Raw genomic sequence first — 23778 nt, forward strand, 5'->3', positions numbered from 1 at the left:
CTAAATATCTCCCTAAAACCATCTTTAAAGAGATCAACTATTTTTTTGCTCAGATACCCGGAAAAGATTATTAAACTAATTGGGTTTTCTAGAGAGTTAGCAGATAATATAGCAGAATTTTTCCTTATCGTTGTTCTCCATCGCAATTTTGTCGAAATATCTATACTAGGGTTTGCTGGTGGGGAAGTGGGAAGTGGGGAAGTGGGGAAGTGGGGAAATTGAACTAAAACCCCAAAACCCCAAAACCCCAAAACCCCAACCCCCAACACCTAAAACCTGTCTCGGAGTCTGGGAGTCTCCTATCTCCTCATTGGCTGATTTTTTTGTGCAGAAATAACTTTTGTGGTCGATTAAATAACCAATTGATCAACCAACCGTCGGTTTTTTGCAGACGATAACCGCTACTTAAGTACAGTGACTGGGCCGCTAGATTATTATCGAGAACATGGAGGGAAAGTTCCTCAAAACCCCATTCTCTAGCGATCTGTTCACACTTGAGCAGCAATCTCCGGGCCAGACCGGCACGCCGGCGATCGGGACTAACGGCTAAATTAGAGATATAAGGAATGGGAACAGCTAAAAAAGAACTGGATTTTAAGCCGATTTCCGCCGTAGCGACAATAATTTCCTGAGGACCCGTGGCGGTGACGCTGGTTTGACTGACTACCAGACAGTGATAGTAAGGGGTATCGGCGCGCAATCGTCCCCGTAAGTCCTCGTAAATGCCCAATTTAAAGATAGGACGCAGAAAAGACCAATAATTGGCCGTGGGGAAAAAACTATCGGTGAGAATCTCCGCCAAGCTTTTGAGATCTTGGCTTTGGGCCAAACGCACCTCGACGGCAATGGTGGCATTGTCACCGGTCGCTTCCGAGTCGGAGGGATTAGACAATAGGTATGAGATAAAACAGGAGTCCACTTTAATCACAGGAGTCGGCAGGGAAGGTGGGGATGGCAGTCCTTATCTGGGAAAGGTAAATAGGGGTAGGAGCTAGTTGGGAGAATCAAGCATCTATCTTAAGGAGAATACCGCAATTTTTCAAGACTACTGAATCAAAATCTCATCCATTCTACTGCCTATAGCTCCAGCTGGGGGAAAGACCGCTATTTTTCGGGAATTTTTTTTGATCTCCAGGCAATGGTTAAGATGGGATGATGCCGGTCAGAACTAATCTCTTTCTTTTTGGGTCAATTAACTATATTCTTTAATCTAATCTGTCCTCCTATCCCCTCCATGATCAAAGAAATTTCCGCTTATTTGCAAGTGTTCCGCAGTCAAAAAATGGCGGCTTTGTTATTCTTAGGTTTCGCTTCTGGATTGCCCTTTTTTCTCACCGGTCGCACCCTGCAAGCTTGGATGACCACCGAAGGAGTTGATCTGAAATCGATCGGTTTATTTAGTTTAGTCGCTCTCCCCTACTCTCTCAAATTTCTTTGGTCTCCCTTACTCGATCGCTATCTTCCCCCCGTGCTTGGTCGTCGTCGCGGTTGGATTTTAATCGCTCAAATTTGTTTAACTTTAGCGATTGGTTGCATGGCTTTTCAACAACCGCAACGATCTTTAGAATTATTGGCAATTAATGCTTTACTGATTGCTTTTTTTAGTGCCAGCCAAGATATTGCCTACGATGCCTATCGCACAGATATTTTAGAAAAATGGGAGATGGGGGCTGGGGTAGCGATCGGGGTTTTAGGTTATCGTTTGGCTTTAATTTTAACCGGTTCGATCGCTTTAATTTTAGCCGATCACTTTCCCTGGCCTCTCGTCTATCTTTTCCTAGCTGGATTGATGGCTTTAACGATTATTTGGTCTTTTTTCGCCCCAGCTACTCCCCCTAGAGATGATACTCCTCAAACTCTTTTAGAGGCAGTTTGGTTGCCTTTCCAAGAGTTTTTTCAACGCTATCGATTAGGTCAAGGAATCGGCATTCTCGCCTTTATTGTTCTCTATCGTTTAGGGGATGCTTTAGTTAATAATATGGTGACTCCTTTTCTCTTAAAAACTGGTTTCAGTCAAACCGATATCGGGGCGATACAAGGCGGCATGGGCATGATAGCAACTATGGTGGGAGTTTTATTAGGTGGTTCCCTGTTAAGTCGTTGGGGAATTAATCGATCGCTCTGGATATTTGGTGTCTTGCAAGCTGTTAGTAATTTAGCCTATTTTATTTTAGCAAATTTAGGGCAAAATTATCCTTTTATGGTCTTGGCTATTAATATTGAAAACTTCTGCGGTGGCTTAGTAACTGCCGCTTTTGTGGCTTTTTTAATGAGTCTTTGTAATGCTCGTTTTACCGCTACTCAGTTCGCCCTTTTATCGAGTTTAATGGCCTTTAGTCGCGATATTTTGGTGGCTCCCGCCGGAGTTTTAGCTGAGGCGATCGGTTGGCAGTGGTTCTTTTTAATCACGGTAATTGCCGCTTTACCCGGGTTAGCGTTATTGCCTTTATTCGCTCCTTGGCAAGAGCAGGATTCAGCTAATTTATGAGCTAGGAAGTGATGATTTATTCCTCCGATTTCACTCGCATAACTACTAAAGTCATATCGTCGCTACTGTCATTTACCAACCCAGTAAAAGCGGCAACTTTCCCAAATAAATATTCTAGAATCTGTTCGGGATCGGTGTATTTTTGACAGGCTTCTTTAACTGCCGATAGCCAATTTTTCTGCTCAAATCTTTCTCCTTTCGAGTTAACTGCATCGGTAAAGCCATCGGTATAATAGATCAGCGTATCTCCCGCTTCTAATTGCACTTGGGCATCGTCATAGATAGAATCGGCCTCTAAACCCACTAATGTCCCTTCCGTGTCGAGAGACTCTAACTCTCCCGTTTTGGCCCGCCACCAGAGGGTGGGATAATGGGCAGCATTACTGTAGCCAAGACGGCGCGTCAGGGGATCATACTCGGAATAAAATAATGTCACGAAACGATGAGAATTATCGAGATCGGCATACATAACCCGATTGAGATGACGCAAAATCTGGGCCGGGGAGTGACGATTTAACACTTCCGCTCGCAACATTCCCCGGGTCATGGTCATCAATAATCCTGCTGGGACACCTTTACCCATGACATCACCGATCACTATACTCCAAGGAGCGGTACTAGCTTCCATTTCCGCCTCCCTTGCCGGTTTAAATTGATCGTAGTTGCAGGGGATAAAATCATAATAATCGCCACCAACGCGATTAGCCGTTTGGCAGTGGGCTGCCAATTCTACCCCCTGAATTTTCGGACATTGCCGGGGTAAAAGACGATTTTGGATTTCGGCAGCGATTTCTAACTCTCGATCCTGACGTTCCTTAGAACGTAATTCGATCGTTAATTCATTATTAGCTATAGCCACCGCCGTTTGATCGGCCACTAGCTGCAGCAGTTTACGACGGGTGGGTGTCCAACCATAATCGGGATCGCGACTGAAAACGTATAAACGCCCCCGCTCACTATTTTTTACCAAAACAGGCGTACTATAAACCTGCGTACCTTGTCCGAGAGTTTGCCGGATCTGATGGTCGAGACTATCGAGAAGCGATCGATGATTTTTATTCTCAAGTGCCGGTTCTTGGTTTAATTGTCGGATAATTGCCTCTAATTGTCGGCGTAGTTCCCCATTAATTTGATTATCTTGGCAATGGAGTTGATCAAGCGCCACTTGACCGTTATTTTTGCTCAAAATCAATGCCCCTCCCTCCGCGTCTGCCACTCGTGCGGCCATCAAGGGGGTAAGATCGAGGAATTGGTTTAAATTATTGAAACTCCGCAGGGCAAAACCGAGGGAACTTAAGAGATTTTGAACTTTGTTTTGTTCGCGATATAAACTGGCGACTAACTCTTTTAAGGCTAAAATTGGCTTGATATCGGTACTGTGATCGCCCATATTGACGGTGGGAGTGGTGAGGGTGTCGCTCGGTTCCGGCTCAGAAAGCATAAAATGATCTTTGTGGCGGTGACATGATTATAGCTAGATGGTCATTGGGTTATGACCTGTTTAAGTCTAACAGTATAGTGGATCTTTTCCTGACCGCCACAATTTAACCCTGATGTTTTACTATTTCTGTTTTGTCACACCGAAGGCTGAGGCTGATAGCTTGACCCTATAATAATTAGAAATATGTAACTCGATCAACTGACTTTATGACCTTGCCTCTCGATGTTCCCACGGCGATTAATCAACGTCGTTCCATTAAAAATTTTACCACCGATCCGATCGCCCCAGAACTGCTGAAAACCCTAGTAGAATTAACCGTTGCCGCACCTAGTAGTTTCAACATCCAAGATTGGCGAATTATTTTAGTACAAGATGAGGCACAAAAGGCCGCTTTAGCCGAGGCCGCTTGGGGACAAAAGCAAATTATCCAAGCGCCGGTTACTTTTGTTTTCGCTGCCGATGCTGCCGCAGGAGGAGGAGATCTAACTCCTATCTATGAACAGGCTCTCAGTACAGGTGCCTGGAACGAAGGCACGGTAAAATATTTTCAACAGGCAATCCCGGGATTTCACAGGGATTTGGGCGAAAAAACCCGGGAATACGCGATTAAAGATGCCATGATCGCCGCTACTCATCTGGTTTTGGCTGCCGAAAGTCTCGGTTTATCTAGTTGTTTTCTCAACGGTTGGATCGAGGACAAGGTAAAAGCTGTGATTGGTGCTGCCGATCATCCCCATCTGGCGATCGCTGTTGTCGTTCCCATCGGTTACGCGGCGGAACCACGGCTTAATCCGGGGCGTTTACCCTTAGATTACAATGTTTTTGTGGATCGCTTGGGTAATCCCTATCAAATCTAAACTTTAGCGATGACTTTCTCTCCCTCAGCTTGGTTAACGCCCTTTTTTAACACTCCCCTTTGGCGCGCTGGGGGTGTGTCCATCACTCTTGGTTGGATTATTGGTACTCTTATACTGTTTATTCTTGTCACCTGTCTGACGATCGCTTTTAAAAGTTTACTAAAAAATCGTCTGCTGAAAAGTATCGGTTTTGATGAAGGTAATCGAGAAGCGATCGCAACTCTGGCTAGTTTTGCTTTTGGGGCTTTTGGTTATATTATCGCCCTACAATTGACTGGATTCAATCTCGCTTCGATCGCTGTTTTAGCCGGTGGTTTGGGGGTGGGTATCGGTTTCGGTTTGCAGGAGTTAACCAAAAATCTCACCAGTGGTTTAACTTTGTTGGTGGAACGCAAGTTAAAAGTGGGCGATTTTATCGAATTTGAGCAAACAAAGGGTTATATCCGGGAAATATCGATTCGTTCCACCACCATTCGCACTGTTGATGGTGCAGAGTTAATCGTTCCTAACACAATCTTAACTAGCAATCGCGTCCAGAATTGGCATTATCCCGACTCGCGCATTCGAGTCATTGTGCCGGTGGGAGTTGCCTACGGTACAGATCCTTTGATAGTGACGGAAATTCTGCTGCAATCAGCCTATATGTCGGGAGAAATTGCCTTTAATCCGCTTCCCAAGGTGATTTTTAACGGTTTTGGTGATAGTGCTTTAAATTTTGAGTTGTGGGTATGGGTGGAAAAAGTCGAACGGGCCGTTTTTATGAGAAGTTCCCTACACTTCATTATCGAGCATAATCTGCGTCATCGGGGCATAACGATTCCTTTTCCCCAGCGAGAGTTATGGTTGCATAATACCGACAGTTTTGAGGCAGTTAAGGAACAGGATCGGGAGATAGTTAAACCTTCAAAACCGCTATCGTTAAAAGAAATGTTATTGGAGGTGAGTTACTTTAAACATTTTAACGATCTGCAATTGCGTGTATTAATTGAAATGGGTTGTCGTAAACATCTGCATGACGGGGATATTTTAATTAGACAGGGAGAAAGAACTAATTATTTCTGTATTGTTTTGCAGGGACAAATGGATGCTTTTTATGAAAACGATAAAATCAGTCGTAAAATTTTTACTTTTAATAAAGGTCAATATTTTGGGGAATTACCGTTAATATTAGAGGTTCCCTATCCCACCACTATGCAAGCAGTGGGGGAAACCTTGTTATTTTTGCTCGATCGTCAGGGGTTTCAGCATCTTATCACTACTTATCCGGCTCTAGCGGAGGAATTCACTCAGGCACTCACCCAACGTCAAGAGGAATTGCGCGAATGTCAGCAGAAATTGGGAGAAATGGGGCTTTTAGACTCGGAAGACCTGAAAAATCCCGTCTCTTGGCTGCGACAACGGTTAAAGAGCTTTTTTGCGACTTAAAAGGGAATGACAACAGATTTACAGCCTTTTTTCTCTAGCAGTTATCTTAATGATGAGGTACGAAGCTGAGAATAGGGAGTCGCTACCTGCGGACAACTGATCAGATATCCCTGTTGTTTTCAGGGATGAGAAGATGTGGACTTCCAAACCCCCTCATACTCCCAGTCAAACCAAAATTTAAGTTATACTTCATCTATTTTAGCTTTTAATAGCAGGCTAGGGAAAAATCCTAAAATCCGAAAGAATAACCGATTTTTAACTTTAATTGACTTTGATCATTGCCATTAGTGGCAATATATCCCTCGATACCCCAATCGATCACACCTTGGCGATTAATTTGCTGACGAATTCCCATACCAGTGCGAATTAAAACCCCACCATTACTATTATCGCTGGTAATTACGCCCAATTCTGCTAAAAAAGTGCGATCAAAACGTTTCGGATAACCAATTGGTCGCGAGTAACCGAGAATTGCTGCCGGTAAAAAAGATTGATCGCCGTCATCGGGATCGGTTTTTATGTTTAAATCGAGATTAAGATGCAAGCGATCGAATTGACCAACAGTTTTACTGGCAATTCCCCGCAGACGAAAATCTAATCCCCTAGCATTATTTCCCGTCGGTAATCCTAAATCGGTACGAATGGCAAAAGCGGGAATATTATCGTATTCACGATTGAAATTATAGAAAAAACCTACAGATAAATTTCCCACATCAAAATCCGTATCATCACTATTAACTCGACCTCCCACCTGCGGATCGATGCCGATAATAATATGACCATTGCGAATAATACCGTTGAGGTATTCAATATCAAACTCACCCCCAAGATTACTATTTTCAGGAAAGACTAGACTTCCTCCAAATTCTATCGATTGTTCCCCAAAACCAAGACTTTCAGCATCATCAAAAGAAAGGGGACGACCGGAATCAAGATTGTTATGATCGTTGGCAAAAACTGGATTAGTAAAACTGGCAACTAAACCCACAGCAATTAATAAAAATCTTCTCATTTTTTCAGTTCCTCTTGATCATTGCTGTCGTCAGGTTTTTTCTCCGTATTAGGAGGGTTTTCTGGAGAGTAATTTTCGTGGTTATGGTGTTGGTGATCTCCTCCCTCATCTACTTGAGAATCATCAGGTTTTTTCTCAGAATTATCATGATTATCGTGATTATGACCTTCGTGAGAAATATCTGTTGGCATTAATCCCATACCCGGAATTCCTGACTCAAAACGATGATCATGTAGTCCTTCACCACCATAATTTTTTCCCGCTGCCATTCCTTGATGATTAGCAGCCATTACTAACCAAATAGCGCGGGTAATTTGTTCGTCTTTTTGTTGGGGAGTTAGCCAATCTGATGCCAGAATATCATTAACCATATCGTGCAACATATGCAGGTTATCGAAGGTGTTAGATATTGCGGGAAAACGTCGGGCAAACTTGGGACTAAGTTCGGCAAACATCGGCATAAAAGCTCGATCGGTGCGATACAATTCCTGACTATGGTATTGTTTTCCTACCTGTTTATAAGCTTGTTTTTGTTCTTCTAGCGTCTTCTCATAGAGCAAGTCATACATTGTTCCTTGTAACCAATGGTAGCCCCAAAATAAGCCATTAACTTTCGGATATTTCTGGCGAAAGGCTTTAGAATAAGGCTGGGAATCCAGATAACCCATATTCATGGGTAATCCCGTAATCGCATAGGGAACTTTTGTCAAGTAAAATTGATATAATTTTTCAATTTCCGCCTCTTTTTCCTTGTTGGTTAATTTGCTGCTGGCTAAAACATCAACGGTTTGAGCATGGAAAATATGCGCCCACTCGAAAACCTGTTCTAAAACACCGTATTTTCTGCCAAAAGTTGGGGAAATATTACCCTCATCGGGCATAAATTTAGGCGGATTTTTTAAAACCCAATTAATTTTTTGGTATGTCTTAGTTTCTAAATCTTTCGCTTTTCCTGTTACGATATCTTCGTAGGCAAAGGCATGACCAACAGCGATCGCATTCAAGTCTAAAGCTAAATCTCTGACATTATAAATGGCATTGTTATAAACCCCTCTTTGGGGATAAATATGATTACGTTGCTTGTTATACATCCAAGCTGGTATATTATCAGGAATTGCTTGTAAAGTCTGAGTTTGAGGTGAATCAAGATGTAAATGTTGAGCAATGACAGGAGTAGAAATCATTGCTACAGTTACCAATAAAATTAACTTTTTCATGATAGTTAAACCTTGAGATTAGGGCAAATAAATTGATCGTCTTTTACTGGTGTATCCGTCCATCCTTGCAGGGTTTCGGTTAATTGTTGACGCAATAAAAGCAATTGTTCCACTTGTTGATCGATCTCAGCAATATGTTTAATTAATTTTTCTTGAATATCTCCACAGGGTAACTCACCATGGTCATGAATTACTAAACATTCGCGGATCTCTTGCAGACTCAAACCCAAAGATTGCAATCTTTTGACAAACAGCAAGCGATGGACAGTATCGGGAGTAAATAGGCGAAATTGTCCCTCTGTCCTCTCAGGGGACTGAATTAGTCCTAATTCCTCGTAATAACGAATCGTTTTAATCGAAACACCACTTTCTAGGGAAAGTTGACCGATTCTGAGCATTATTTTTGCTCCTTAATCCTATCGTTACCCTATTATAAAATCTCCCCCTGACTGGAGAATCAAGGGGGGGGAAAGAAATATTTTTTTAACTGACTTTACACTCAACTCCAAAACCGACCAAGAGAACTTTTTCCAAGGGTTCCCCCTCCTGGGGACGTTGATAGTTAATAATTTTGCGAATTCGCAGGTCTGGATTGATTAAAGTAATTGAATCCACGGAAACACTGCGAGTATAATTGGTGGTCATTAATAACTCTCTGGTGGTGGAATCAAAGCGAAAAGCGGAGATAATTGGTCTTGCTTCTTCGTAGGCGCGATCACGAAGATAATCCCCTTCTAAATAACCGTTATTTTCTACTTTAACCACAAATAAAAGATTAAGATTTTGTCGCACTTCTTCCCCTTTTTCCGAGATGGTATAGAAACCTAAATTAAACCCGGGGATACTTTCTAAATCCGCAATATCAGGATAGTTATTATCTGTCAGAACTTTCTGTTTAATCTCCCTGGTGAGGGGTTGAATGAGGAATTCAGTACGGGAACGTTCCACTTCTTGATCGGCTAGATAATGATAGGTTCTTTCCGTTTGCCAACTACCGACACAATAGGCAAAAAATTGCTGAAAAACTTCGGTATTCATAGACTTCATTCTCCTCTTGTCAGTATTTTAATTTTGAGTTATTTTATCAGTAACTTGTTCCCGATTTTCAAAACCATAACAATCTCGAACCAGATAAAGTGGTCGGCCCTTTACTTCCTCATAAACCCTGCCAATATATTCGCCAATAATACCAAGAGTCAGTAATTGAATTCCTCCTAAAAATAAGATAGCAACCATCAGAGAAGCGTACCCAGGTACATCGATTCCTAAAATAATAGTCCTGAGCATTAAAAAACTAGCATAAACAAGACTAACAAGTGCAATGATAAATCCTACATAGGTCCAGACTTTCAGAGGTAAAAAACTAAAAGAGGTAATACCATCGATGGCAAAATTCCATAATTTCCAGTAATTCCATTTAGTTTGTCCTTGATACCGGGGTTCTCGATCGAATAAAATTGATGTCTGTTTATATCCCACCCAAGCAAATATTCCTTTCATAAATCTTTGACGTTCGGGCATCTTTTTAATTGATTCTACCACTCGGCGATCAATCAAGCGAAAATCTCCCGTATTAGGGGGAATAGGAACCCGACTTAATTTATTAATGACTTGATAGAAACCTTCTGCGGTGAAACGTTTCAACCAACTTTCGCCAATTCTAACCCGACGGGACGCATAAACCACATCATAACCCTGCTGCCATTTTTCGATCATTTCGGCAATTAATTCGGGGGGATCTTGTAAATCAGCATCAATAGGAATGACTGCCATTCCTTGACTGTAATCAATTCCTGCTGACATGGCAATATCTTTACCAAAATTCCGGGATAAATTAACCACTTTAATTTGTCGGTAACGTTGATGATATTCCAGGAGATTTTTGAGAGTATTGTCACGACTACCATCATTGACGCAAACGACCTCATAACTGGTATTTAGTGTCTCTAAAACCGCTAAAAGTCGCCCAAAGAGAGCATCGATATTTTCTTCTTCGTTATACAGAGGAACAACAACAGATATTTTCACCGGTATTTGATTTGATAGCATATTAATTGACAAAAAAATAGAGAAATTTCCTAACAAATATCAGCAGTTAAAACTTGTTCGTACTTACCTGCTGCTTGCTGCCAAGTATAATTATCTTCGATTAACCTGCGAGCATTTCTAGATAATTTTTCTCGTAACTCTGCCGATTCAAAAAGACTACTAATCGCCGTACAATATTCATCAATACTATTAGCCCTTAAGGCTGCTAAAGGAACATTATTTCCTGCCACTGTTAACCCTTCTAAACCTCGATCACTGGCTACCACCGGCACTCCCGCAGCCATAGATTCTAGGGTTTTAAACTTCATTCCAAAACCCGTTCTTAGGGGAATAACTGCCACAGTTGCCTGATGAAGATAGGTGGTCATTGATGGTACTCGTCCCGTCACAATCACTCCTTTTAACTTAGTTAATTCTTGCACTTCTAGGGATGGATTAGCACCGACTAGAGTTAAAGTAGTATCGGGGTAAGTAATTTGAAGACGAGGTAAAATTTCCCTAGCTAAAAAACAGGCCGCATCGATATTAACCCAATAATCTAACCCACCGATAAAAACTAAATTATGTCCAGCAGGCTCCTCGGGACGATAAGGAAATAAATCTAAATCGACTGCATTAGGAATTAAATAAATCTCTTTCTTAGGAGCGAATTCTCGCATTTGTTTTTGATCATCATCGGTGGTGACGACAATTTTTGAGAATTTCTGCACAGTTTTTTGTTCGTAGCGACGCAGGAGAGGAAGGTAGAGACGATCCCGTAATTTTTGACTAGAAACCCCAATTTCTAATTGACTTTTGCAGGTTTGATAGAGGGAACTATGCACATCAATTACTGTCCTAATTTGCCTTTGCCATTCGGAACGAATATAAATTTCATTAACGCTATGTTCACTGGTAATGACTGAGAATTTTTGACTCTTAACTGCCCTATCTATCCAGTTCTGCATCTCTTGAGAATAGCCAAAAAGTACATTGGGAGGGGTTCCCGTTTTCAGGAATTGAGCTAATCTTTGCAGTTTAGCAATTATTCCAGTTTTGGCATCTTGAGGACGGGGAAAAACTACCAATTCACTAACAAAGTTACCTAACTTTTCTACCTCCTCATCGCTGACATCAGCAGTACGCTGAACGATGAGAGTAATATCATGATTTTTGCTGAGATACTTGAGTAAATTAAAAGTTCTGCCCTGAGTTCCTCCTTTGCTGGGTGGATAGGGAAAGGTGGAACTAATCATTAAGATATTCATGGCTATTTCTCTAAACGATTTTCTACCATCATGCGGACAATATCAGTCATTTTGTATTGTGCTTGCCAACCTAATTTTTCCTTAGCTTTGTTGGGATTGCCGCGACTAATGGCTAAATCTGTTGGTCTTAATAAACTTCGATCGGAAATTACATGATCTTGCCAATTTAAGCCCACAGTAGCAAAAGCTGTGGCCACAAAATCCTCCAGTTTTGAACTTTCTCCCGTGGCAATGACGTAATCATCGGGTTGCTCCTGTTGCAGCATTAAATACATCGCTTCAACGTACTCCGGCGCCCAACCCCAATCCCTTTGAATATCCATATTTCCTAAGTGTAAAGTCTCGGGACTTCCTTGGGCAATTCTAGCCACGGCAGCAATAATTTTTTGGGTAACAAAGCGCTCGGGACGCAGGGGAGATTCATGATTGAAAAGTATGCCTGAACAGGCAAAAATTCCGTAGGCTTCTCGATAATTAGCCACTTCCCAAAAAGCCGCCGATTTGGCCACAGCGTAGGGACTGCGAGGACGAAAAGGGGTATTTTCGTCGGCAGAATTATCGCCGATATCCCCGAAACATTCACTCGATCCGGCATTATATAATTTAATTTTTGCTCTGGTAAATCGAATTGCTTCTAAGAGATTTAAGGTTCCCGTGGCAATACTTTCTAAGGTTTCCACTGGCTGCTCGAAGGATAAACCCACAGAACTTTGTCCAGCCAAATTATAGACCTCATCGGGCTGAATTTTAATTAACATCTGTAGGACACTGCGAAAGTCATTCAGTGCCATTGATTCTAGTTTTACCTGTTCCTTGATTCCCAAACGTTTCAGGTTACTAAAAGAGGACATTTGGGCATCCCGGGAGGTGCCACAAACTGTATAGCCGGCTTTTAACAGTAATTCGGCTAGGTAGGCTCCATCCTGCCCCGATATACCACAAATTAACGCTTTTTTACTCATTTATTTACAATAATTTACTTTTGCGGGTTTAACATCGCCTTGGCGGCCTCGCTTAAATAACCGATTTGTCCGTAGGCATAGAGAAGATTATCAAAGCTTTTAGCGGGATCATTGATAAATTTGACATATTTAACCAATCCTCTCACCAAACGCTCACCTCCTCGCCTAAATTGAGCCAATCCCGTCCTTCCTGCCACTTCTTCCCGGTAGTGTTCGCTGATGCCTTGCCACCAACTACGACGCATAAACCATTGACGATTGATTCTTTCCGGGGCAACATTGTGTTCCACCAATGCTGCGGGAAAATAGCCTACTTGCCATCCCTGGGCGAGTGCTAGTTCTGTAGTGTATAATTCCTCGTTAGAAAGAAGTTTTTTACCAATTCTTCCCAAATTAGGGTCAAAACCGCCAATCTTCTCCCAGAAATCTCGCCGGATTGAGTAATTAACCCCTCGCGGAGTTAAATCCGCTTGGCTGATATATACCACATTGTCGCCCAAATCGAAAGCCCCTAAACCCCCTGCTAACTCATCGGATAACCAATTGGGTTGACTGTAGCCTTGCGGCCAAATTAAGGTGACTTTTCCCCCAGCTACTGCCAGTTTTTGGTTATTTTCGTAGGCATTTAACAGAATTTGCAACCATTGAGGACTAGCGATCGCATCGTCATCCAAATAAGCTAAAATCGGCGCTCTAGTTTCCTTCGCCCCGCGATTTCTGGCGGTAGATAGCCCTAAAATAGGTTCGTAAACGTATTTTAGCCGCCCATCTCCCAGACGCGACTGGGCTACTTGACGGGTTTTATCGGTAGATGCGTTATCAACCACTAAAATCTCACAATCTGGGCAGGTTTGCCCTAAAAGACTATCGATCGCTCCTTCTAGGTAGTGATCGCGGTTGTGGGTACAGATAATCCCTGCTATTTTAGGAGCCATGGCTATCAAGGTTACTCATTCAATACCCTAAAACTTAACATTCCTTTGCAAAAATGTAAAAATACTTTTTTAACCTGGAGACTCCGAGACTCCGAGACTCCGAGATTGCTTTTTACTTATAGCGTTTCTCGTAAAGATGAAGTATAACCTAATTTGGTATTGACGACCGACTCCCCAAAAGGAAAACTTCCTATCTCACCATGAAGATAACTGCTATAACACTCTCCACTCGACCAATCTAAAACCTAATTTGTTAAGCTAAAAGCTTTGATGTACTTAGTTTATAACCTTCTTTTTAGGTAGGAGAATTGCCAGATACTGTCTTTTGCCTTTTGCCTGTTGCCTCTTGCCTTCAGAAGCTGATTACTGATTACTGATTACTGATTACTGAAAATATTATGCCGAAAGTAACTGTTTGTATTCCCACCTATAACCGCGCCGATTATCTCAGCTATTCGATTAATAGTGTCTTGCGGCAGACTTATGAAGATTTTGAGTTAATTGTTTGTGATGATGGTTCTTCTGATCATACCCCAGAAGTGGTGGCAGCATTTCGGGATTCGAGAATAATTTATCTGCGTCATCCCCAAAATCTTGGTAGAAGTTTAAATATGCGATCGGGTTTTACGGCTGCTCGGGGAGAATATTTTATTAAATTCGATGATGATGATGGACTAACTCCTGAATTTTTAGCGAAAACTGTCCCTATTTTAGATCAAGAAAAAAAGGTTGATTTTGTCTGTACCGATCACTGGATTATTGATAAATTTGGACAAAAAGTTGCCTCGGCAACCCAGGAAAATTCAGCAAAATGGGGCAAAGACAGATTACAACAAGGGATTATTACTGATTTAGAGAGACAAACTTTTTACTATCAAAGTTTACAGGTGGGTTCGACTCTTTTTCGTTATCAATCTTTAGCCGATGTGGATTATATGCGCTCTCCAGCGGATGGTTGTGAAGATTTTGATTTATTAGTGCGTTTAGCTTTAGCGGGAAAACAAGCTTATTTTCTGCCAGAATTATTAATGGAATATCGTTTCCATGGCGGTCAAACTAGCTTAAAACAAGCGGTTCACTTTTTGCAAGCAAAACTGTTTTGTACAGAAAGTTATCACTTTAATGATCTAAAATTAGAAGAAGAAAGAGTAAAAAAAGCGGCTTTTTTACAGGAATCTTTGGGAATAAAATTAATTGAAAAGGGAGAAACCGAAGCTGGGCGAGTTTTAATAGAAAAAGCCTCGCAATTGTTAGGAAAATCCCGACGAGCTAGACTGGGTTTACTGCTTTCCTATTTACCTCTAAATTTGAGACAACTGGCTTTTCAAGGTTTCCGTCAACTACGCTCCAAAGATTACGCCGAACAGGTAAGAGCCGTCTAAACTATAATTTATAGCAGTTATCCTAATGGTCGGGTAGGAAGTTTTCATTTTGGCAAGTCGGTCGTCGATACCAAATTAGGTTACACTTCATCTTTGTGGCAAAAGCCACCAGTTTTTAAATTTAACTATCTATGGATACTATTCACGTTACAGGAATTCGTGCCTACGGTTACACAGGATATCTGGCCGAAGAACAGGTTTTAGGTCAATGGTTTGAGGTAGATTTATCCCTAGAACTTGATATCAGCATTGCTGGCAAAAGTGACGCGATTGAAGATACCCTAGATTATCGACAGGCGATCGAAATTGTCAAACACCAGATTGAAACCAGCAAATTTGCCCTAGTGGAAAAATTGGCCACGGTTATCGCTGAGGATATCCTACAACTCGATCGAGTGCGACAGGTAAGAGTACAATTATCGAAACCTGCCGCCCCAATTCCCCATTTCACCGGTAAAATCACCATCGATATTACTAGATCTCGTTGAGTTTACGGGTATGATCGACTAAACTTCGCGCAAAAGCGTCAAAACGTTGGGAAAGCTTCTCGTCAAGGATTTCTCCTTCTTCGTTGAAGACTTTCCACGCTTGTCCTAAACCAATTTGTTCCGGAATTACCCAAGCGTGAACCCAACGGAGAATGATTCTTAAGTCATTTAGGGCGTTACTATTGGATTGGCCGCCTAAAACACTGATTAATCCAGCAACCTTTCCCGATAACTCCTCAAAACTCATTAAATCTAGGGCATTCTTCATCACACCACTGACACTGCCATGATACTCCGGTGTCGCCAAAATTAATCCCGCTGCCGATTTAACCGTTTGCTGCATTTTGGCCACATCGGGATAGTCAGAATAGTCATCTCCCCCGTTACAGAAGGGTAAAGAGAGTTTTCTCAGGTCAATTATCTCTGTTTCTACTCCTAACGCCTGTACTCGACTGATAGCAACTTCTAACGCCATCGCACTATAGGATCCTGGGCGTAAACTGCCATTAATACCAACAATTTTGATCATAGAACTTATACAAACTCATAACGACTACATATAAGCTAACAAAAAAAGAGACAATTGGGGAAGCTTAGTTAAAAAAATATGTCGATGGGGCGGAGGGGGCGATCGATCTAAGTTTTAATGGGAGTAGAAAGAAAGATTTATTCCATTTCCCCTCATTGCCATGCCAGAATTTCTCGATTTTCTCAAACATAAATACGCCTATGTGGCTATTGGTGAATTCAAACCGGGGTGTTTTTCCGAAGCCCAAAAACTCTACGAAAAGGCCGTTTCCACCTATTCCACGGGATTCCAGGGGGCTTTTCTGCTGCAAAAACCCGGAACCGACGAAGGAATTGCCGTGATCATCTGGGATAAAATCGATGATATGGAGGCAAATAAAAGCGAAGCCCACGAATTATTGCTGAAATCCATGGCTCCTCTGTTTGCGAAACCGCCTGTCACCGATTTTTATGAAGTATGTAGCGAGATAGAAGGTTCCCCCATTTAAGGATAATGTTTCTTTTCGGTGGCGATTAATTTGGCGGCTAAAACCCCGCCTAGGAAACCAAATAAATGTCCTTGCCAAGAAATCCCCGGACGGGAAGGCAAAACGCCCCAAATTGTGCCACCGTAGAGTAAAAAGACTAAAATTGACAAGAGTATAGAAGGAATATTTCTTTGGAAATAGCCCCGCAGTAATAAAAAACCTAAATAGCCAAAAATCAAGATACTTGCCCCGATATGGATGGATCCGGGAGTAGCAAATAACCAGACTCCTAACCCCCCCACCAGCATAGTCAACCCAGTCACAATAAAAAAGTCACTGGTTTCCTGTAACATCACCAACCAACCGAGAATCAGGAAAGGAACCGTATTAGCGATAAGATGGGGAAAGTCACCGTGTAGGAAAGGTGCGAAAAGAATACCCCGCAATCCGATGACTTGATGCGGAATAATCCCGAAAATGTCTAAACTGCCCCGAAAAACAAATTGATCTAAAATCTCTAACAGCCAAAAAATCGCCACAAAGGTAGCGAGGATTATTGCTTGGGTTTTTATTTCTTGCCGAGATCCTTGACTCATAAGATTGATGGATGAGCTATTTTTTCCCATTATAGCCCCCCACATCAGTTATCAGTTATCAGTTATCAGTTATCAGTGATTCAGTTACCAGTGATTCAGTTACCAGTTAAGTAGGTGGGTGGAATTAAATATAAGATGAACGTAGGTTGGGTTGAAGCATGAAACCCAACGCCTGCATGGGTTACGCTACCGCTAACCCATCCTACAAATAATTGTGCCTCCCTACTTATCAGGTGTGAGTTATCAGTTTACTGTTTACTGTTTACTGTTTACTGCGGGACAAAGAGTGGCTAATTGACAGGAAAAACAAGCGGGATTTCTTGCTTTACAAACTGCCCGGCCGTGGTAAATAATACTAATAGAAAAAGTTTCCCAATCCGGTTGAGGTAGTAAAGCCATTAAATCCCGTTCAATTTTCACTGGATTGTTATTAGTAGTTAAACCCAAACGATTACTTAAGCGCTTAACGTGGGTATCTACTGTCACCCCCTCAATAATCCCGTAAGCGTGAGCGAGTACCACATTAGCCGTTTTTCTAGCTACCCCGGGTAAAGTTAATAATTCCGCCATTGTCTTGGGTACTTCCCCCTGAAAATCCTTGAGGATTTTTTGACAAGCACCCTGAATATTTTTAGCTTTATTGCGATAGAATCCCGTGGAACGAATGAGCGTTTCTAACTCCTCTCGCTCGGCAAAAGCTAAGGATTTAGCATCGGGAAAACGAGCGAATAAAGCAGGAGTCACCTTATTTACCCGCTCATCAGTGCATTGTGCCGAGAGAATCACTGCCACCAATAACTGCACGGGAGTTTGATAATTTAAGCTACAGGTTGCCTCTGGATATAATCGCTTTAAGTTGCTTAAAATTTCTAGGGCGCGCAGTTGAGGTTCAGTTTTTTTTCGAGAGTCCATCACTGGAATAAATCCTGAAAAACTGCTAGGTTAGCCGTGTCGCGCACGATTAAGAAAACTCCTAATCCTAAGAGTAAAACTAGACCTGTTTGCATGATGTTATCTTGCAGTTTAGTTGGGAGAGGTTTACCTAACAAAGCCTCGATTAATAAAAATACTAATTGACCGCCATCAAGAGCAGGTAAAGGCAGCATATTAATTACCGCTAAGTTAATACTAATTAGGGCGGCAAATTGAAAAAGATTACCCGCATCATTACGAGCGATTGCCGCTCCATATTCGACAATTTTAACCGGTCCTGCTACCTGTTGAACACTCTCTTTGAAGTTACTAACTAACTGCCCAAAACCTTGAACGGTTAATAGGGTTAATCGCTGAAATTCACCCGCACCTAAGCTAAAAGCTTGCCCAAAATTATCGGCTTTCAGGCGAGTTTCTTCACCGTTAGGAGCCAATCTCACCCCAATTTTACCCTGACCATCACTTCCCAATTCAGGAGTAACGATTAAATCGATCGTTTCTGTCGGGCGTTTGATGGTTAATTTTAGGGGTTGATCGGGGGAAGATTGAATAATGTCACGGAAGTCAATAATGGCATTTTGAGAAGCACCAAGGGGCTGATCATTGATAGCGAGAACAATATCCCCCGCTTGCATTCCCGCTTGTTTAGCGACGGAATTTTCAGCAGTGAAAACTTCAGGAATAATTACCCCTTCTTGATAGTTAATTTGGGGAAAACCCACCGTAGCGACTTGGGTAACAAGCAAAAAATAGGCAAAAATTAAATTAGCAATTACTCCCGCACTAATGACGATAGCTCGATCGAAAACAGGACGATTGCGTAATAAATCAGGATCGTTATTGGCAATTTGACTATCGGGATCGTCATCGGGAAAACCAACGTAACCCCCTAAAGGAATGGCGCGGAGGGCGTATTCCGTTTCTTTACCTTGATATTTAGCTAAAGCTGGACCAAAACCGATGGAAAAGCGATTAACATGGATAGATTGCCAACGAGCAGCGGCAAAATGACCCAATTCGTGAACGACAATTAATAGGGCAAGTACACCGATCGCTATTAAAACTGACATGATGATCAAATTATAATGACTTAGCTTTTGTTTATTGTAAGCGATCCTCTTGGATAGATTTCAAAAAATCTGGAGTTATCGCTAATTTTTCGATCATTTATGATAGAAGTGATCTTAACTGCCTAATCTGACCCAACGGAGAGCGATCGATGCCTTTGAGTGAGCGCGCCCAGCAATTAATCCCAAAAGCGAGAATCATCAGTTTCGCTAATTGGCCCTATCAGCAATCAGCGATCGCTATTTGGCAACAAGCGGATGATCAAACTCGCTATCTCAGCGATAGCGATTTAGATACTATCGTCAATTTAGAGCCTGATTTACTTGTTTATAGTCAACAAGCTCGAAAACTGCGGGATAATGCTACTTTTATCGTTGATAACGCTCGGGCGATGATTTCGGCCTTAGAAGCCTTAAAACAATACAGCTTAGAGTATTTTAGCGACTCAGAGAAAAACGCAATTACTACCTATTTTGATCACTTAATTACGGTTATGAAAAAGTTTTAAAACTGCGGCATTTAATCTGTGTTAAAATAATCAAGTCAACAGTTGAAAATGCCGCTCACCGAGGTTAAAACCCCGTTGAAACTCTCAAATCATCGGCGCAGGTGAGCCTCTGAGGGCCAGCCAAAACCTTGAGTGATCGCCCAGCGGGTTGAGGTAGTTGATAAAATAAGGGAGATCAAACCTCTTGCATAATTAATTTTTGAGGGTTCAAAAACGGCACAAATAACGATTAAATTCCATAAAATCTGTAAATAGACCATTTAATTGATTATTATTCATTCTTAATTCTCCTGGCTACTGACTCCCAACCCTAACAACAATTTTTGATTTTTACAAGAGGTCTATTCTATGGATGCCAAAGCGAAATTACTGGAATTGATCGCTGGTAGAAATCGCGGACTCCTGGCGACAGAAAGCGACCGCGTGCGGATTTTAGCGGCGATCGAACAATTGGAGGATCACAATCCCCATCCCCATCCCCTCGAAGTTAAACAACTATTAGGGGGCAATTGGCGTTTGCTATTCACCAGCAGCCGCAACATTCTGGGAATAGATCGCCTACCTTTTTTGCAATTAGGGCAAATTTATCAATATCTCGACCTGAACAAGGCCAAACTCTACAATATCGCCGAAATTATCGGCGTACCTTGGCTAGAAGGGGCAGTAATCGTCTCCGCTACCTTTGAACCCACATCCGAGCGTCGGGTAATGGTCAAATTTGAGCGCTCGATTTTCGGTCTGCAACGTCTTCTCAATTATCATTCTCCCCAAGAATTTATCGAAGCGATCGAGAGTGGCAAAAAATTTCCTCCCCTCGATTTTTCTTTCAATAATCGCCAACAAACAGGTTGGCTCGATATCACCTATCTCGATGAAGATCTCCGCATCGGCCGCGGCAGCGAGGGCAGCGTCTTTATTCTCGCTAAGGAAAAAACCTAACTTACAGAGCTATTCAGGAGACTCCGAGACTCCGAGACAGCTTTTATGTATTCTCCCCACTACCCCACTACCCCACTACCCCACTACCCCACCTCCCCACTTGCTCCCCCAGATGAATGCCCCGATCGGTTAGAATCAAAATATGGGAAAAAAATTATTTATTTTCGGGAACCTTTACTGAATTCTCCCGTCCTCAAGCTCTGAGTGAGGAGTTTATATCCTTAGAGGAAATCCCATGAGTCAATCGATTCCAGCATCTTGGTCACTTGAGGCCAAAAAGTCTCAAAACCCCGTGTCCCCTGACAAACTCTCCAACTACGATCTAATTGCACGCTGTCAGGAAGGGTGCCAGCCTGATCGAGCAGCTTTTGCGGAACTGCTGCGGCGCTATCAAGCTCATATTGATAAATTACTCTATCATTTGGCTCCCGATTGGCAAGATCGCGCTGATTTGGCTCAAGAGGTCTGGATTCGCGTCTATCGCAATATTAACCGTCTCCATGAACCCCTCAAGTTCCGCGGTTGGTTAAGTCGCATTGCCACTAATCTTTTTTACGACGAATTGCGGAAACGCAAGCGGGTTAATCACCCCATTTCCCTCGATGCTCCCCGGCGCGTGGAAGATGGCGAAATCGATTGGGATATCGAGTCCGATTACCCCAGTCCCGATGAACATCTCACCACCCACGAATTCTACGATCAATTACAGTCGGCGATCGCTGATTTACCAGAAGCTTTTCGGACAACTATTATTCTGCGAGAAATTGAAGGCATGGCCTACGAAGAAATTGCCGAGATGACGGGAGTTTCTTTAGGAACTGTTAAATCTCGCATTGCTCGCGCTCGCGCTAAATTACAATCTGTTTTACAGCCCTATTTTACGGAAGGCTAAAGAAAATTGTGGTGATTCGGCACTAACGGCCGAAGTGAGGAGTCGTTAAATTTAACTAGCTCCGTGCTGGTGAAAAGTGATTGCATACCGATCGCTTCTGGTCGAGGTCAACCATGAATAATTATCAACCCGAAGACGTTCAATGGATCAAGTCTTTGTTACGTCACGATGACAGCGATTGCAACTCCGCAACCGAGGATATTTTATTCTTAGATGAGGATAACGAAGAAGCTCATCGTTTCGATTTAATTAGCGCCTATATTGATAACGAAGTAACGGTAGAGGAACGGAAGCTAGTTCAGCATTGGTTAGACCATGATGCTGCCGCTAAAAAACTCTATCAGCAGCTCTTGGGATTACAAACTAATTTAAAGCAAATTCCCGTACCGGCTACTATGGCCAGCGACCGATTAGCAGAACAGGTGTTCAGAAAAGTCGATGGTCAGCGTCGTCGGCAATATTATGTTTATGGTGGCGCAATTTTCACCGCTATGGCGATCGCTGTTGGCTCCTACTTCGTCTCGGGACGCAATGATCCCCTCTCCCAAATGGCGAGCAGTCCGAGCAGTATTAGCCAAGAGGGAGACCATTTGATGATTGCTCTTAACCATCCGATTATGGAGATTCCCGCAACGGAACAGCCAAAAGAGAATGGCCAAAGGTAAGGTCTATTGAGATAAATGCCAGCATTCTCGTGCGATCGCCCAATCTTCCGCCGTAGCAATTACCATCACGCGTACTTTAGATGTCTCGCTGGCGATATCCTCATCCCGGGGACGAGCGGCATTTTTAGCTAAATCTAACTCTAAACCCAAAAAAGGCCAGCCTTGACTGGCTTTTTCCCGTACTAAAGCTGAATTTTCGCCGATTCCTGCCGTAAATACCAACACATCCAACCCCTCTAGAGAAGCGATCATCGATCCGATTAAACCTTTCAGACGATGAATATACATCTCAAATGCTAATTTTGCCCTCTCGTTGCCTTCGGCCATCGCCGTCGTAATTGCCCGCATATCCCCAGAAATACCCGAAATTCCCTTTAAACCCGATTCTTTATTGAGTAAACTATTTAAACTATCGGGATTATATTGATATTCTCGCTCTAGATAAATCAGAATCGCTGGATCGATCGAACCGCTGCGGGTTCCCATCATCAATCCCTCTAGGGGAGTAAATCCCATAGTAGTATCGATACTTTTACCCCCCTTGACTGCCGATAGGGAAGCACCATTGCCCAGATGACAGACCACCATTTTCAACGATTCTAGGGGTTTTCCCAACAATTCGGCCGCCCGTTGCGAGCAGTACTGATGACTGGTGCCATGGAAACCATAGCGACGGATTCCCAGTTCACTCCATTGGTAGGGAATGGGATAAAGAGAAGACTCAGGAGGGATAGAACGATGAAAAGCGGTGTCAAACACTGCTACTTGAGGAACATCGCCCAAAACTTGCTTGATCGCCTCAATTCCTTCTAAATGAGCGGGATTATGACTAGGAGCCAGGGGAATCAGCTTTTTAATCGTTTCTTTGACTTGGGGAGTGATGATGGTAGCCTGGGAATATTCCGTGCCACCATGGACAACTCGATGACCGACTATACTAATGTCGGCGAGGTTGGCTACTACCTTAGTTTCGCCAGTGACTAAGGTATCTAACATCCGAGCAATTCCCGCCGGACGATCCTGACTAGAAAGATTAATTTCCTGTTTAATTCCCTGAGCTTTTACCGTTAAAACCGCGTAATCAGGGTTAACCGTCCAATCGATCCCCGCTTGCCAAATTGGTTGCGGAGGATGGCCGGGGAGAAACTCTAAATCGTACAAACAACTTTTTTGACTGCTCGATCCCGCATTTAAGACCAGAATTTTCATAAAAAAGCTCAATTAGGAGGTGGCTTGTGCTGATCATCGAAAATTTTGGGTCTGAAACCCCGTCGTAGAACGACGGCTTTACTGTTAAATATTAGCACATTTACGAAATATATGCTAGTGTGAAAGGACATGGAAAAAGCCTATTCGTTTCGATTTTACCCCACACCCGAACAAGAGTCGCTATTGCGGCGCACATTGGGCTGTGTAAGATTAGTTTACAATAAAGCTCTCCACGAACGAACACAAGCTTGGTACGAAAGACAAGAAAGAGTAGGATATACTGAAACTTCTTCAATGCTAACTGATTGGAAAAAACAAGAAGAATTAGAGTTTTTAAACGAAGTTAGCTGTGTACCCTTACAACAAGGGTTAAGACACCTACAAACAGCTTTTACTAATTTCCTTGCTGGTCGTACTAAGTATCCTAACTTTAAGAAAAAACATCAGGGAGGAAGTGCCGAATTTACCAA

The 23778-nt window shown here is 42.5% G+C and carries 27 protein-coding genes; 12 read left to right on the top strand and 15 right to left on the bottom strand.

The window, feature by feature from the left end:
- Nucleotides 1–45 precede the first annotated feature (45 nt).
- Complete coding sequence (locus tag H6G48_RS04225; protein WP_190719392.1) at nucleotides 46–222, top strand: hypothetical protein; 177 nt, start codon at nucleotides 46–48, stop codon at nucleotides 220–222.
- An 85-nt stretch (nucleotides 223–307) separates the two neighbouring features.
- Here H6G48_RS04225 and H6G48_RS04230 read toward each other — a convergent pair whose 3' ends face one another.
- Entirely contained in the window at nucleotides 308–928 is a 621-nt protein-coding gene (locus H6G48_RS04230) for a GNAT family N-acetyltransferase (protein ID WP_190719395.1), read from the bottom strand.
- A gap of 306 nt (nucleotides 929–1234) precedes the next feature.
- Here H6G48_RS04230 and H6G48_RS04235 point away from each other — a divergent pair, with 306 nt between their 5' ends.
- Nucleotides 1235–2488, top strand: coding sequence for an AmpG family muropeptide MFS transporter (locus H6G48_RS04235; protein ID WP_190719398.1), 1254 nt, complete (start codon nucleotides 1235–1237; stop codon nucleotides 2486–2488).
- 16 nt (nucleotides 2489–2504) lie between these two features.
- Here H6G48_RS04235 and H6G48_RS04240 read toward each other — a convergent pair whose 3' ends face one another.
- Nucleotides 2505–3929, bottom strand: a complete 1425-nt coding sequence (locus H6G48_RS04240) for a PP2C family protein-serine/threonine phosphatase (protein ID WP_190719401.1) — start codon at nucleotides 3927–3929, stop codon at nucleotides 2505–2507.
- Nucleotides 3930–4135: 206 nt separating this feature from the next.
- On the opposite strand from H6G48_RS04240, the gene H6G48_RS04245 reads away from it, so the two are divergent.
- Both H6G48_RS04245 and H6G48_RS04250 read left to right on the top strand, forming a co-directional pair.
- Complete coding sequence (locus H6G48_RS04245) at nucleotides 4136–4786, top strand: nitroreductase family protein (RefSeq protein WP_190719405.1); 651 nt, start codon at nucleotides 4136–4138, stop codon at nucleotides 4784–4786.
- Nucleotides 4787–4795: 9 nt separating this feature from the next.
- Nucleotides 4796–6211: a mechanosensitive ion channel domain-containing protein gene (locus tag H6G48_RS04250; protein ID WP_190719408.1), complete on the top strand. Its 1416-nt coding sequence runs from the start codon at nucleotides 4796–4798 to the stop codon at nucleotides 6209–6211.
- Nucleotides 6212–6440: 229 nt separating this feature from the next.
- Here the strand turns inward: H6G48_RS04250 and H6G48_RS04255 are convergent, their stop codons facing one another.
- The 8 genes from H6G48_RS04255 to H6G48_RS04290 form a co-directional block, all read right to left on the bottom strand.
- Nucleotides 6441–7223: a transporter gene (locus H6G48_RS04255; RefSeq protein WP_190719411.1), complete on the bottom strand. Its 783-nt coding sequence runs from the start codon at nucleotides 7221–7223 to the stop codon at nucleotides 6441–6443.
- Nucleotides 7220–8440 (bottom strand): hypothetical protein, encoded by a 1221-nt coding sequence (locus tag H6G48_RS04260; protein WP_190719413.1) that lies wholly within the window; start codon nucleotides 8438–8440, stop codon nucleotides 7220–7222. The genes H6G48_RS04255 and H6G48_RS04260 overlap by 4 nt, the downstream gene beginning before the upstream one ends.
- A 5-nt stretch (nucleotides 8441–8445) precedes the next feature.
- Complete coding sequence (locus H6G48_RS04265) at nucleotides 8446–8838, bottom strand: MerR family transcriptional regulator (RefSeq protein WP_190719415.1); 393 nt, start codon at nucleotides 8836–8838, stop codon at nucleotides 8446–8448.
- An 85-nt stretch (nucleotides 8839–8923) separates the two neighbouring features.
- Nucleotides 8924–9478 (bottom strand): phycobiliprotein lyase, encoded by a 555-nt coding sequence (locus tag H6G48_RS04270; protein WP_190719417.1) that lies wholly within the window; start codon nucleotides 9476–9478, stop codon nucleotides 8924–8926.
- Nucleotides 9479–9505: 27 nt separating this feature from the next.
- The gene (locus tag H6G48_RS04275) at nucleotides 9506–10489 is read right to left on the bottom strand and encodes a glycosyltransferase family 2 protein (protein ID WP_199328728.1); all 984 of its coding nucleotides are present in this window, start codon (nucleotides 10487–10489) and stop codon (nucleotides 9506–9508) included.
- Nucleotides 10490–10518: 29 nt separating this feature from the next.
- On the bottom strand, nucleotides 10519–11736 hold the full coding sequence (locus H6G48_RS04280) for a glycosyltransferase family 4 protein (protein ID WP_190719420.1): 1218 nt from the start codon (nucleotides 11734–11736) through the stop codon (nucleotides 10519–10521).
- 2 nt (nucleotides 11737–11738) lie between these two features.
- A complete protein-coding gene (locus H6G48_RS04285) occupies nucleotides 11739–12698 on the bottom strand; it encodes a GDP-mannose 4,6-dehydratase (protein WP_190719422.1) in 960 nt (319 codons plus the stop codon).
- 14 nt (nucleotides 12699–12712) lie between these two features.
- Nucleotides 12713–13633, bottom strand: a complete 921-nt coding sequence (locus H6G48_RS04290) for a glycosyltransferase family 2 protein (RefSeq protein WP_190719424.1) — start codon at nucleotides 13631–13633, stop codon at nucleotides 12713–12715.
- A gap of 398 nt (nucleotides 13634–14031) precedes the next feature.
- On the opposite strand from H6G48_RS04290, the gene H6G48_RS04295 reads away from it, so the two are divergent.
- Nucleotides 14032–15015 carry a glycosyltransferase family 2 protein gene (locus tag H6G48_RS04295; RefSeq protein WP_190719426.1) on the top strand — a complete coding sequence of 328 codons (984 nt, stop codon included), beginning with the start codon at nucleotides 14032–14034 and terminating at the stop codon, nucleotides 15013–15015.
- A gap of 131 nt (nucleotides 15016–15146) precedes the next feature.
- A complete protein-coding gene (folB, locus tag H6G48_RS04300) occupies nucleotides 15147–15503 on the top strand; it encodes a dihydroneopterin aldolase (protein ID WP_190719429.1) in 357 nt (118 codons plus the stop codon).
- Here folB and H6G48_RS04305 read toward each other — a convergent pair.
- The gene (locus H6G48_RS04305; protein ID WP_190719432.1) at nucleotides 15490–16032 is read right to left on the bottom strand and encodes an NADPH-dependent FMN reductase; all 543 of its coding nucleotides are present in this window, start codon (nucleotides 16030–16032) and stop codon (nucleotides 15490–15492) included. The genes folB and H6G48_RS04305 overlap by 14 nt on opposite strands.
- 160 nt (nucleotides 16033–16192) lie before the next feature.
- On the opposite strand from H6G48_RS04305, the gene H6G48_RS04310 reads away from it, so the two are divergent.
- On the top strand, nucleotides 16193–16519 hold the full coding sequence (locus H6G48_RS04310) for an antibiotic biosynthesis monooxygenase family protein (protein ID WP_002759792.1): 327 nt from the start codon (nucleotides 16193–16195) through the stop codon (nucleotides 16517–16519).
- On the opposite strand, the gene H6G48_RS04315 is transcribed toward H6G48_RS04310, so the two are convergent.
- The 3 genes from H6G48_RS04315 to rseP form a co-directional block, all read right to left on the bottom strand.
- Nucleotides 16516–17124 carry a rhomboid family intramembrane serine protease gene (locus tag H6G48_RS04315; RefSeq protein ID WP_002795707.1) on the bottom strand — a complete coding sequence of 203 codons (609 nt, stop codon included), beginning with the start codon at nucleotides 17122–17124 and terminating at the stop codon, nucleotides 16516–16518. The two genes, H6G48_RS04310 and H6G48_RS04315, sit on opposite strands and share 4 nt — an antisense overlap.
- Before the next feature lie 225 nt (nucleotides 17125–17349).
- The gene (nth, locus tag H6G48_RS04320) at nucleotides 17350–18006 is read right to left on the bottom strand and encodes an endonuclease III (RefSeq protein WP_190719435.1); all 657 of its coding nucleotides are present in this window, start codon (nucleotides 18004–18006) and stop codon (nucleotides 17350–17352) included.
- On the bottom strand, nucleotides 18006–19097 hold the full coding sequence (gene rseP, locus H6G48_RS04325; protein ID WP_190719438.1) for an RIP metalloprotease RseP: 1092 nt from the start codon (nucleotides 19095–19097) through the stop codon (nucleotides 18006–18008). The genes nth and rseP overlap by 1 nt, the downstream gene beginning before the upstream one ends.
- Nucleotides 19098–19246: 149 nt before the next feature.
- Between rseP and H6G48_RS04330 the strand changes: the two genes are divergently transcribed.
- The 4 genes from H6G48_RS04330 to H6G48_RS04345 all read left to right on the top strand — a co-directional run bounded on the left by H6G48_RS04330 (nucleotide 19247) and on the right by H6G48_RS04345 (nucleotide 22099).
- Complete coding sequence (locus tag H6G48_RS04330) at nucleotides 19247–19603, top strand: globin family protein (protein ID WP_190719441.1); 357 nt, start codon at nucleotides 19247–19249, stop codon at nucleotides 19601–19603.
- Between the two features lie 348 nt (nucleotides 19604–19951).
- Complete coding sequence (locus tag H6G48_RS04335) at nucleotides 19952–20542, top strand: PAP/fibrillin family protein (RefSeq protein WP_147069961.1); 591 nt, start codon at nucleotides 19952–19954, stop codon at nucleotides 20540–20542.
- 235 nt (nucleotides 20543–20777) lie between these two features.
- On the top strand, nucleotides 20778–21434 hold the full coding sequence (locus H6G48_RS04340; RefSeq protein ID WP_147072864.1) for a sigma-70 family RNA polymerase sigma factor: 657 nt from the start codon (nucleotides 20778–20780) through the stop codon (nucleotides 21432–21434).
- Nucleotides 21435–21547: 113 nt separating this feature from the next.
- Nucleotides 21548–22099 (top strand): anti-sigma factor family protein, encoded by a 552-nt coding sequence (locus H6G48_RS04345; protein ID WP_147072862.1) that lies wholly within the window; start codon nucleotides 21548–21550, stop codon nucleotides 22097–22099.
- 3 nt (nucleotides 22100–22102) lie between these two features.
- On the opposite strand, the gene H6G48_RS04350 is transcribed toward H6G48_RS04345, so the two are convergent.
- Nucleotides 22103–23308, bottom strand: coding sequence for an acetate kinase (locus H6G48_RS04350; protein WP_190719444.1), 1206 nt, complete (start codon nucleotides 23306–23308; stop codon nucleotides 22103–22105).
- 129 nt (nucleotides 23309–23437) lie between these two features.
- Here H6G48_RS04350 and H6G48_RS04355 point away from each other — a divergent pair.
- On the top strand, nucleotides 23438–23778 hold a 341-nt coding region (locus H6G48_RS04355), incomplete at its 3' end, for an RNA-guided endonuclease InsQ/TnpB family protein (protein WP_190719447.1).

It is taken from the genome of Microcystis flos-aquae FACHB-1344 (genome assembly GCF_014698375.1).
Lineage (GTDB): Bacteria > Cyanobacteriota > Cyanobacteriia > Cyanobacteriales > Microcystaceae > Microcystis > Microcystis aeruginosa.